The organism is Glutamicibacter sp. MOO4 (assembly GCF_056934395.1).
The window spans coordinates 401,753-412,549 of record NZ_CM167800.1; the positions used below are offsets into that span (position 1 = coordinate 401,753).

General features: G+C 55.7%; 12 protein-coding genes. 4 read left to right on the forward strand and 8 right to left on the reverse strand.

All coding sequences use genetic code 11. From position 1 onward, the window contains the following. Positions 1-72: 72 nt before the first annotated feature. Positions 73-1,239 (forward strand): glycerate kinase family protein, encoded by a 1,167-nt coding sequence (locus AC1Z3F_RS01840; protein WP_483566468.1) that lies wholly within the window; start codon positions 73-75, stop codon positions 1,237-1,239. Positions 1,240-1,249: 10 nt separating this feature from the next. Here AC1Z3F_RS01840 and AC1Z3F_RS01845 read toward each other — a convergent pair whose 3' ends face one another. Next, positions 1,250-1,624: a PH domain-containing protein gene (locus tag AC1Z3F_RS01845; RefSeq protein ID WP_483566469.1), complete on the reverse strand. Its 375-nt coding sequence runs from the start codon at positions 1,622-1,624 to the stop codon at positions 1,250-1,252. 287 nt (positions 1,625-1,911) lie between these two features. On the opposite strand from AC1Z3F_RS01845, the gene AC1Z3F_RS01850 reads away from it, so the two are divergent. Then, positions 1,912-2,436 carry a DUF6308 family protein gene (locus tag AC1Z3F_RS01850; protein ID WP_483566470.1) on the forward strand — a complete coding sequence of 175 codons (525 nt, stop codon included), beginning with the start codon at positions 1,912-1,914 and terminating at the stop codon, positions 2,434-2,436. 81 nt (positions 2,437-2,517) lie between these two features. On the opposite strand, the gene AC1Z3F_RS01855 is transcribed toward AC1Z3F_RS01850, so the two are convergent. The 5 genes from AC1Z3F_RS01855 to AC1Z3F_RS01875 form a co-directional block, all read right to left on the reverse strand. Next, positions 2,518-2,955 carry a 6,7-dimethyl-8-ribityllumazine synthase gene (locus AC1Z3F_RS01855; protein ID WP_444612945.1) on the reverse strand — a complete coding sequence of 146 codons (438 nt, stop codon included), beginning with the start codon at positions 2,953-2,955 and terminating at the stop codon, positions 2,518-2,520. Positions 2,956-3,062: 107 nt separating this feature from the next. Continuing rightward, positions 3,063-4,085 carry an LLM class flavin-dependent oxidoreductase gene (locus AC1Z3F_RS01860; protein WP_483566471.1) on the reverse strand — a complete coding sequence of 341 codons (1,023 nt, stop codon included), beginning with the start codon at positions 4,083-4,085 and terminating at the stop codon, positions 3,063-3,065. 55 nt (positions 4,086-4,140) lie between these two features. Beyond that, positions 4,141-4,854, reverse strand: coding sequence for an NADPH-dependent F420 reductase (locus AC1Z3F_RS01865; protein ID WP_483566472.1), 714 nt, complete (start codon positions 4,852-4,854; stop codon positions 4,141-4,143). Next, the gene (locus AC1Z3F_RS01870) at positions 4,844-5,155 is read right to left on the reverse strand and encodes an ArsR/SmtB family transcription factor (RefSeq protein WP_207306522.1); all 312 of its coding nucleotides are present in this window, start codon (positions 5,153-5,155) and stop codon (positions 4,844-4,846) included. The genes AC1Z3F_RS01865 and AC1Z3F_RS01870 overlap by 11 nt, the downstream gene beginning before the upstream one ends. A 122-nt stretch (positions 5,156-5,277) precedes the next feature. Next, on the reverse strand, positions 5,278-5,571 hold the full coding sequence (locus tag AC1Z3F_RS01875; RefSeq protein WP_483566473.1) for a helix-turn-helix transcriptional regulator: 294 nt from the start codon (positions 5,569-5,571) through the stop codon (positions 5,278-5,280). Between the two features lie 46 nt (positions 5,572-5,617). Between AC1Z3F_RS01875 and map the strand changes: the two genes are divergently transcribed. Continuing rightward, positions 5,618-6,391 carry a type I methionyl aminopeptidase gene (map, locus tag AC1Z3F_RS01880; RefSeq protein WP_483566474.1) on the forward strand — a complete coding sequence of 258 codons (774 nt, stop codon included), beginning with the start codon at positions 5,618-5,620 and terminating at the stop codon, positions 6,389-6,391. Positions 6,392-6,396: 5 nt separating this feature from the next. Here map and bioB read toward each other — a convergent pair whose 3' ends face one another. Beyond that, positions 6,397-7,554, reverse strand: coding sequence for a biotin synthase BioB (gene bioB / locus AC1Z3F_RS01885; protein ID WP_483566475.1), 1,158 nt, complete (start codon positions 7,552-7,554; stop codon positions 6,397-6,399). Positions 7,555-7,728: 174 nt separating this feature from the next. Between bioB and AC1Z3F_RS01890 the strand changes: the two genes are divergently transcribed. Beyond that, positions 7,729-8,373: a maleylpyruvate isomerase family mycothiol-dependent enzyme gene (locus AC1Z3F_RS01890; RefSeq protein ID WP_483566476.1), complete on the forward strand. Its 645-nt coding sequence runs from the start codon at positions 7,729-7,731 to the stop codon at positions 8,371-8,373. Positions 8,374-8,440: 67 nt separating this feature from the next. On the opposite strand, the gene AC1Z3F_RS01895 is transcribed toward AC1Z3F_RS01890, so the two are convergent. Then, positions 8,441-10,789 carry a GNAT family N-acetyltransferase gene (locus AC1Z3F_RS01895; RefSeq protein ID WP_483566477.1) on the reverse strand — a complete coding sequence of 783 codons (2,349 nt, stop codon included), beginning with the start codon at positions 10,787-10,789 and terminating at the stop codon, positions 8,441-8,443. Between the last annotated feature and the right edge of the window lie 8 nt (positions 10,790-10,797).

A 10,797-nucleotide genomic window follows, 5' to 3' on the forward strand; every position in this document is an offset into this window, starting at 1 on the left:
GACACAACATCATGGCACACGCACTTCCACAACGGATCTTGGTTGCACCTTCCGGATTCAAAGAATCACTGGATGGCCGCAGCAGTTGCAACAGCCATCGGGGCAGGCGTCCGCCGTGCCCTACCCGGGGCCACTGTTAAGGCCGTACCAATCGCCGATGGCGGAGAAGGCACGGCACAAACACTGGCCTGTGCAACAGGTGGCCATCTGGTTCCGGTGCGCGTGAGCGGTCCGGTAGGTCAAAAGGTGGATTCCCATTACGCGATGCTCGGCGGAGATGCTGCAGGAACAGCAGTAGTCGAGATGGCAGCGGCTGCGGGTTTGCGATTGGTCCCAAGAGATCAGCGTGACCCGGGCATCACCACAAGCTACGGCGTGGGAGAGCTAATAGTTGCAGCCATCAACGCTGGCGCAACAAAAATTTTGGTGGGTTGTGGTGACTCGGGAACCTCCGACGGCGGAACGGGAGCACTGCAGGCGTTAGGTGCCAGGATTCTTGATGCGCAAGGACGCGAAGTTCCTGCTGGCGGCAATTACCTTGGCCGTATCGACCGGCTGGACCTGGACGGATTACACCCAGCCTTGGCTGAGGGGAAAATTCAGATCACGATGGCGCTGAACCAACACAACGTGCTGACCGGTGCACGTGGAGTCGCCCGCGTTTTCGGGCCGCAGAAAGGCGCTACGCCACAACAGGTGGAGCAGATGTCTGCCGGGTTCGAACGCTGGGCCTCAGTACTCAGGCGCGATGCCCTAGAAACTGCACGCTCCACTGATTTTGCGACGGGACCGGGAACCGGTGCTTCAGGGGGACTGGGCGCTGGGCTCGCGGCGATCGGCGCGAGCCTTGTGCCCCGCTTTGAAGCGATCTTAGACTCGGGTTTGGCCGGGATCGACTTGGATTCGATGTTGCGCGGGGCAGACCTAGTGATTACCGCCGAAGGCGCCATCGACTTCCAGACGCCCAAGGGCAAAGTCCCAGCCGAGATAGCGCGACGTGCGTCGCTACATGGAGTTCCAGTGGTGGCGCTCGCCGGAACCTTGGGTCGAGGATGCCGCGATGTGCATGACATCGGGATCGACGCGATCGCTTCTATTATGCCGATCCCAATGACTTTGCAAGAAGCGGTTGACGATGGGGAGAGATTACTGATCGAAGCTTCCGAACGCTTTATGCGCACCATCATCTTGGGTGCTTCCATGGCAGCCGCGCGGCTTAGCCCGCGGGCTGCGTGGTAAGTGCAAAGCGCTACAAAACGTAGCTAGCAATCATTTGTGAAAGGGCGCGAATGTCGACTTTGCCTTTGAACTCAAGGCGAACTTTGCCCAGGGAACTGAACCACAGATCCAGCTCGGCGTCGAGGTCAAAGGTGCCGGCTGTTTCAACAGAGAAGGACTGAACTTTTGAGTAGGGCAACGAGGTGTAGTCGCGTTTCTTGCCGGTCATTCCTTGCACATTTACGGCTATCAAGCGCTTGTTCGTGAAGACCACGTAGTCGCGGGCGCCTTTGAAGGCAGCAAGTAGCTCTTCGCCATGGACCAGCATGGGCATGACCTCTGGTGCTACGTGTGAAAGCTCCCAAGGGCCCAATTTGAAGACGGAGGAATTATTAAAATCAATCATGTCCTGAGCGTAGATGAGACTAGGGACAATATAGAAAGCGACAATTTGCGCAATTTATTGTAGGCGGGCTCAAAATGTCGGCTGGCTCGGGTTTGTTGAAATAATTAGAGCTTCAACCAAACAATGGGGGAATGATGCCGCAGCAACTTCGTTCGAAGATTGACCACGCTACCGGTGTGCGAGATATCCAAGAATACTTCCGGACGTTGGAAAACGGGCGGCCATTATTTTCTGGTTCGCGTTTCGAGACTCTTGGCGCAGAAAACAAAATTGATCCAAATTAGATAATGGCTACCGACCTAGTAGCTGTATCCATGCTCTCTGTAGATGTGCCAGCTCAGGCATCTTTGGGAATCCTCGAGACTTATGCAGAGGGAATTAGTGAACTACTGTCACAGATTCCTTCAGACTTGAAGTTCGAAGATCTGACGCGCGAGTCGTTCGATAAGTATCTGTCCACGGGGTCACCAGCAGACAAACTTTGGGCGCTTCTGCGCCAGCATGGCGACCGTTGGAACGTTGGCCCGACGACAGCTAGCAAGATCATGGCTCGAAAGCGGCCAGAACTGATTCCAATTTGGGACTCAGTCGTCAAAGAGGTATGTGGAATCAGGAGTAGTGCAGAGCAATGGGAGATTTGGTTCGCTGCTTTTCATGATGGCTCGACTGAAGCGGCGGAATTCGTAGACAAGCTCCGATCGATCAAGACTGAAGCAGGCCAACCTCATTTGTCGCTGCTACGAGTACTAGACATTGTTTTGTGGCGACAAGGCAAGCTTGGCATTTCTTCAAGCGAGCAGGAACAGAGCTGAGAGCAAAAAACAGCTCAGGCGTGTTGATTAGTCCTCATGAGTGGGACTTATCAACACGCCTGAGCGTTAGCTAACTGAAGCTTAGATTTCGATAGCTGCTACTGCTCGAACAGCTCGCGCTGCCTCGGCACCCTTCTTGAGGAAGTGCTCGAAGTAGAAGTTCTGGTGCTCATCGTTGGAGTGGAAGTGGTGCGGGGTCAGGCTGACTGAGAACGTTGGTACGTCGGTATCAAGCTGAACGCGCATTAGGCCGTCGACAACGGCCTGGGCTACGAAGTCATGGCGGTAAATTCCACCATCAACGACCAAGGCAGCGGCAACAATCGCATCGTATTTCCCGGTCTTGGCCAAGCGCTGGGCCTGCAAAGGCATCTCGTAGGCGCCGGGAACGCTGATGGTATCAACCGTGTACTGGGTGCCGGAGGCATCCATGTCAGCGGTGAAACCGGCCAATGCCTGATCGACGATATCTGCGTGCCAGCTGGCCTTGATGAACGCAACCTTCAATGGGGAACTCATAAAAATCTCTGCTTTCTGTCCGATAATGATCTGACTCTTAGACTCCAGCCTAATCACTGGTTGCCCAAGGGCTTAATGACCAAGAGAAACGGCGTAACTATGTGAAGTTAGCGCCATCCAAGCTGCGGAGCAACGTGTTTGAGTACCGACTCGATGACATGCGCGTTGTAATCCACGCCCAACTGGTTGGGGACGGTGAGCAACAAGGTGTCGGCAGCAGCGATCGCTTCATCTTCAGCCAGTTTTTTGGCCAGTTCATCAGGCTCGCCGGCATAGGATTTGCCGAAGACCGCACGGGTCTTCTCATCGATGTTGCCAATCTGGTCCGAGCTGTAGCGGTCGCGACCGAAGTACTGCCAGTCGCGCTCATCGGTGAGCGCAAAGATGCTTCGGCTCACCGAGACCCGAGGCTCGCGCTGATGGCCGGCTTCTTTCCACGCGTCGCGGTAGAGCTGGATTTGCTCGGCCTGCTGGACGTGGAACGGTTTACCCGATTCGTCGTCCTTCAGGGTGGAGCTTTGCAGGTTCATGCCCAGCTTGGCCGCCCAGACGGCAGTGGCGTTAGAGCCTGAACCCCACCAGATGCGTTCGCGCAAACCAGGGGCGTGCGGCTCAATGCGCAGGAGTCCTGGAGGATTGGTGAACATCGGGTTGGGGCTTGGCTCGGCGAAGCCAACGCCAGTAAGAACTTCGAGTAGGCGTTCGGTGTGCCGGCGTCCCATATCGGCGTCGGACTCACCGTTTTCTGGTTCAAAACCAAAGTGGCGCCAGCCATCGACAACCTGCTCGGGTGAACCACGGCTGATGCCTAGCTGCAGCCGGCGATTGGAAATCAAGTCCGCGGAGCCTGCGTCTTCGGCCATGTATAGCGGATTCTCGTAGCGCATATCAATGACACCGGTGCCAATTTCGATGCGGTTGGTCTTGGCGCCGATGGCTGCGAGCAACGGGAAAGGGGACGCGTATTGCTGGGCAAAGTGGTGCACGCGGAAGTACGCACCATCCGCACCGAGCTCTTCAGCGGCCACTGCAAGATCGATGGCCTGCAGTAGAGCATCCGAGGCGCTGCGGGTGCCAGATTGCGGATGGTCGGTCCAATGACCGAAGGATAAGAATCCGATGTTCTTCATACTTGAACCAACAAGTAGCTCTGGTCGGTTATTCCTAGGAGGATCTTGCTATCTGTCAGAACTGCCGGGCAGCGACGTCGGGTCGTTGTGAACCTAGGAGCACCGCTTCTAGCTGCGCGAAGGTCACCGGTTGACCGCGATCGGCGAGGTAGTCGGCAGCAAAACCAGCACGATCGGCAGCGTAGGTGAGCGTATAGCCCCCTGATTCGGGCTCGGTGCGCCAAGAATCAGCTAGGTTGCCAGCATCAACTGTGTCGAATCCCAGAGTTCGGATAAGTTCCAGCACTTCAGCCTTGGTGGCCTGATCATCCCCGAAAACGGGCAGTGCGGTCTTCGGTGTGGAGTGGGCAAGCAGTGGGATGTGGTGCGCCACGATGTTGTTAAAGGCTTTAACGATACTGGCGTCAGGAAGCAGAGCTGTTTCTAGCTCGGCCGTGGTGGATTTCAGAGAATCGAGAATCTCGATACGACCATCGCGGGCAGGGTAGTAGTTGCCGGTGGACAGTACCGTTTTGCCTGCTAGTGCCTGGGTGGGGAGTTGTGCGTAGGCCGAGAGAGGAATGGCCAAGATAATAATGTCACCAAACTCGGCTGCCTCAGTGGCGGTTGCAGCGTGCGCGTTGGAACCAAGGTTCTTAATGAGATCGGACAGGGATTCAGGTCCGCGTGAATTGGAAATGGCGACGGACAGTCCAGCTGCAAGAGCTAAACGTGCAATTTCTTGGCCAATCGCTCCACTGCCGATAATGCCGATGTTGTTAATGCTCATTTGTTTCTCCGTCTAAATCAACGTTGCTCTTGCGAGCGATTTCTTGTTGAACTGTGCTCATCAGTCCGGGGAATCGGTCGTCCAGTTCATCAGAACGCAACCAATTGCGGTGGCGAGTTCCGTCGACTTCTTGTCGGATTAGGCCTGACTCACGAAGAATGCGCCAATGACGAGTGAGTGCTGATTTTGAGACGCCAAAGTCAGAACTGCTGCACGCCCCGCCAGGCGTGGCAGCTATGTGGGCGATGATGGCGCGCCTGACTGGATCGGCCAATGCTGCCATGATTTGAAACAGATCCATCTCTTCCTTGGAAGGAAGGGAGAGGGGGAGTGTGAGGCGGCTTGCCACAATAAGTTCCTTCGCTCCACAGGGTGTATGTACGCATAAAAGCGTACATTGGCGTCAGGATGAAATGCTGCTGTTTAGCGGTGCGCTAGTTGCTTGGCGCGAGGTGGTACTGCATCTAAGGTTGCTTGCAGATTGATGGTTGACCAGATCTCGTCCAGCGATAGATTCAGTACGGCGGCTACGGCTGCAATGGTGGAGAAAGCGGGGGTGGCTACCCGTCCGGTTTCGATTTTCCGTAACGTCTCGGGGGATAACCCGGCTTCCAGCGCGACGTCAAGAATGGTGCGTTCGCCTCGTGCGCGTCGCAGGATTGACCCGAGAGTCTTTCCCTGTTCGAGTTCTTTGGCAGTGAGCGGCAATCTAACCATAAGAAAATTATAGTACCGGTACTATATGACCGGTATAGTTATTGGCATGATTGAAATTCTTACACCTGTTGAGGTGGATAAGGCTCGCGCATCCGGAGAACTAGTAGGCACCATTCTTGCCACGCTCAAAGAGCGGGTGCAAGTGGGCACAAATCTGCTAGAAATCGATGCCTGGACCAAAGAGATGATTTTGAGTGCAGGTGCCGAATCATGCTACGTCGACTACGCGCCATCCTTCGGCAATGGTCCATTTGCTCACTACATCTGCACCGGAGTAAATGACGCGGTGCTGCATGGGCTGCCACGCGATTACAAGCTGGTCGAGGGTGACCTGCTTTCGCTGGATTTGGCAGTCAAACTGCACGGCATCGCCGCGGACGCTGCCATTAGCTTTGTTGTTGGTTCCCCGGGTTCGGCTGAAGATCAGAAGCTGATCAAAACCACACAGCTTGCGTTGGCCGCCGGAATTGCCGCAGCGAAGCCCGATGCCAAGGTGGGTGACCTTTCCTATGCAATGGGGTCGGTCATCAAGGCCGCCGGGTACAAGGTCAATATGGAATTTGGTGGACACGGCATTGGTAGCACCATGCACCAGGACCCGCACGTATCCAACGACGGTCGCCCAAACCGAGGCTATAAACTGCGCCCCGGTCTGCTGCTGGCGCTGGAGCCATGGATCATGACCAACACGGATCGATTGATCATGGACAAGGACGGCTGGACCTTGCGCAGTGCTACCGGCTGCCGTACCGCTCACACCGAGCACACCATTGCCATCACCGAAACCGGTGCGGAAATCCTGACGTTGCCACGCAGCTAATGCCACTAGGCGTTGGGTAGTTGTTGTGTTCCGGCCCCTCGCCGACGTAATGCCGGTTCGGTATTTGTTGGCGAGGTGGTGCAGCAATCGCCACCGCACGAGTCATGGTCGGAGCACGGTTTATGCGTGCTGTCGGTCTGTGCGGAGATATCGGAATGGCTTTGGCCTAGAACGACAAAGCCAGCGTCGGTGATCATCTGAAGATCGGCCCGCGAATCCTGGCCCTCACTGGTTAGGTAGTCTCCGAGGAAAAGGGAATTGGCTACCTCCAGTGCGGTGGCCTGTAACGAACGTAGGTGCATTTCTCGACCGCCGGCAATCCTCACCTCCTTATCTGGGCAGGCCATGCGAACCAGGGCAAGAATTCGTAGGCAAGCTAGCGGGGTGAGGTTCCATGTTCCCTCAAGCGGAGTGCCGTCAAAGGGCATGAGGAAGTTGATCGGAATGGAGTCTGCGTTCAGTTCCCGCAACGCAAATACTGCCTCAACAAGCTGTTCATGAGATTCGCCCATCCCCACGATGAGCCCTGAACAAGGGGACAGGCCGCTGGCTTGGGCCTGCTGAACTGTGGCCACCCGCTCATCAAAGTCATGTGTGCTGCAGATTTCCGGGTACATGGACTCTGCGGTATTCAGGTTGTGATTGTAGGCGTCGGCACCCGCTGTTTTTAGGCGGTCTGCCTGACCATCCTTGAGAATTCCGAGGCAGGCGCATACTTCAACGTCAGGGTGCTCGTCCTTGAGTGAGTTAATTAGGCCCGCCACGCGATCGACATCGCGATCCGAAGGGGATTTTCCGGACGCAACAAGACAAACGCGCGAGGCACCACCTGCAATGCCCAGCCCGGCTTGGTGCACCGCCTCTTCGGTTTTTAGCCACGTGTATTTCAAGATTTGTGCTTTGGAACCAAGGCGCTGGGAGCAGTACGTGCAATCTTCGGGGCACAGGCCTGATTTGAGATTCACCAGATAGTTCACCTTGACCGTGTTGCCAAAATATCTACGTCGTAGTCGCCCAGCTTCATTGACCAATCTGAAGGTATCGGCGTCGCTGGTAGAAAGTAGGCCAAGGGCTTCACTGGTTGCCAGTCGGTGGCCCTGCTTGATGCGTGTAGCTAGTTCAGCGAAAGTTGTGGTGTTTTTTGGTTGGGTTTCGGCTGACATGGATCCCTTAGGTGTTGTTGGTAGCGGCGTTCTACAGATTCTTGAACACTGTTCAATTGTGATAACTAAACTAGCACGGAACAAATCAGGAATGGCGATTTCTGGATTATTACACTCTCGTTCGCCATGTCGGGACCCACGCTAGGGTGGGGACTACAGCTGAAATACGCTGCCTTGGAAAGGAGCGCCGTGAGAGCGAATCACGATTGGGAATTGGTTGGAATCGAACGAGCAAAGCTTGCAGAGATTCTAGGAAATCTGAGCACGCAGCAGTGGCAGGAATCCACGCTGTGTGACCAGTGGCAGGTTCGTGACGTCGTGGCGCATCTGGCCGCGGCAGGCGCAACAGGCACCGGCGCGTGGCTCGTCAACATGCTCAGCAGTGGCTTTAACACTGATCGGCATAATGACCGCCTGCTTGGTAGATACTTGGGGTCCGACCCCGAAGCAACGCGGGAAAATTTTGAGCAGACAGTACACAAAACGGTGGCGCCACTGAACTCAGTGCACGGCTTACTGACGGAAATAATCGTTCACGGCCAAGACATTGCCGTGCCGCTGGGCATCAAACTGGAGCCATCGCGTCAAAGCCTCAGGCTCGTCGCAAGTTTTATGGCAACGAAGAACTTTGCCGTCAACAGCCATACGTTGGTCAAAGACCTGAGAATCAGTGCCACCGATTATCCATTTGCCCATGGTGAGGGACCGGCGGTCACTGGAAAACTATTGGATTTGGTGATGGTCATGGCCGGGCGCAAAAACTTCGTGGCCAAGCTGGACGGTGAAGGTGTCGCTCAGATTGGACGGCGGCTTTCTTAAAAACCAGAAGAAAAACGCATCGCGCCACACGATGACTGTGTGACGCGATGCGTTCGAAAGCTACGGTCTAGCTTGCCGGAATCACCGCGGTAGCCAGCGGATTTTCCAGGTCGCCGGCATAAAGCAGACCTGAGGACTGATCGGTGAGATCAAGCATTTGCTGATGATTGCGCAACTGCAATCGGTTCAGGCACGAGAGCGGGAAGGAAGACTCAAAGAGTCCCAACTCGTCAAAGCGCCCAGCAAACTGCGGATGCTCTGAACGGTATTCCAGCAAGCGTTGCGCAACAACGCTCCAGAACTCTTCTTCTGCCAGTACACCTTCGTTGTCCAACAGCGGAGCAAGGAAGCGGAAGAACGAATCAAAGACGTCGGTGAAGACCGAGAGCACCGGATCACCACCGGTACGTACCCGACGAATTTCTTCAGGTAGCTCTACACTGTCAGAAAGCACCGCTACCTCTTCGCCCAGATCCTTATGCAGAACCTTGCGAACCGCACCGTTTTCCAGAACCATGATCACGTTTTCCCCGTGTGGCATGAAGACCAGATCGTAGGCGGCCAAACAGTGGACCAACGGCACCAAGTAAGCATCAAGATACTGCGCCAGCCAAGTCGACGGTGCCAAACCGCTGCGACGAATCAGCGCGGCGGCGAAAGAACGACCTTGGGCATCCACGTGTAGCAGGCTGGCCATGGTGGCCAACTTTTGGTCTTCTTCCAGGAGGTTGATCGGCGACTCGCGCCACAAGGCGGCCAGCATCTTGCGCTGTGGATCTGATTTCACGGTGGCCGCTTCAAACTGAGGATTGCGATAGCCCACCGCGGCCACTTCGCGCAGCAGCGAAACTGGTTGAGCGCTGAGTACTGGGTCGTTCTCGAACAGTTCTCCCAACCATTGATTGATAGCCGGGGTGACTTTCATGTACTCGGCGCTGAGTCCACGCATGAAGCCCATATTCAGGATCGACATCGCGGTTTTCACGTAGTGGCGAGTTGGCTTCGAGAGGTTGAAGAAGGTGCGGATCGACTGCTGGGCTTGGTACTCATCGTGACTAGAGCCAAGCCAGATGAGCTGTTTGCGGGCAATATCGTTGGCGAAGGTGATGGACAAACGGTTTTCCCACTGCCACGGGTGCACCAGCATGAAGATGTAATCCTCAGGCGAGTATCCGGTGCCAAACAATGCCGATGCTAACGCGTCATCGAGCTGTTTGCGTTCCTCCGGGCTCAGCTCTTCGGCCAGCAGCGTTTCATAATCCAGGGTGCTGATGGAATCGAACTGGGCACGCGATGTGTGGGCGGCAGCCCAGCCGAGGTTCAGCGCGGAACCGGTCTCGGGGGCAAAACGTAGATAGTCGCTACGTCCTACACCCATGCGTCCGTTGTTGGCGACAAAGCACGGGTGGCCTTCGGTCATTGACGACTCAATGAGCTGGAAGGATTGTGCTGCGGTGCCTGGGAATTGTGCCAAAGCCGCCGAATCATGGGTGGTGTGCACCTGCTTGTAGCAGTGGCTGGACAGCGTGGAGGAGAGCTCTTCCAAATAGGTCGGCAACTGCGCAGGGTTCAGCGTGAGTTCAGTGGCGAACAGCGTGACGAAGTTGATGACATCCACGTCTGCAGGTTGCCAGGATCCGTCGATGAATTCTAGATGTTCGATGCTGGCCGGCTGAACTAACCAGTGGTTAAGTTGAAAACGACGTGCGGTGAAGAGATAACGATGTCCCTGTTTCTGCACACAGTAGGTGTCATCACCTTGTTCGGCTGGTTCCAACAGTCGTTCGTGTGAGAATTCGCCCAGGGCCTTGGCCAGCACATGGCGGTTGGCTTGCTCCCACTGTTCGGGGCTAAGGAAGGAAGAACTTAGGTTGTTGCCGGTGGCGCTCTCAAAGTCGTTGCGGGTACAAATCGAGAGAAGTGCCTGCTTGGTGGAACCATCGTGCTCGGCCAGTTTGATGGGGCGAATCGGTCGGAAACCAATACGCGCATTCAGTGCGTGGATGGCCTTGTTGTGAACATCCGGTTCAACAACAAGGCGCTGAACGCCGGGCTTGGCGAAAGCATACTGCGCTGCGGCAGTCAGGGCTTCTAGGGTGAATCCCGGCGCAGGGCTCTGGGTTGCTGGAGACAAGAAGTGGAGGCCGCGATCACCTCGGACGTAGTTATACGTATCGGCTAGTGGCGAGGTGGCCGGGTTGTAGAGCTCGATGAGGAACCGAGCCGTGCCATCGTGATCCAGACCTAGGAGCACCTCGTAGTCTTCGGTGTCCAGCAAGGTGGAGTATTCCTCGAAGATTTCGTTAGACGTAGCGTTGGGCATGCCCCAGAAAGCGGCGTGTTCGGTGGCGATCCAGGAATGCAGCAAGTCGGTGTCTTGCGGCAGGGCAACGGAGCGGAAAGCGTAGTTTGTCATGAAAATTT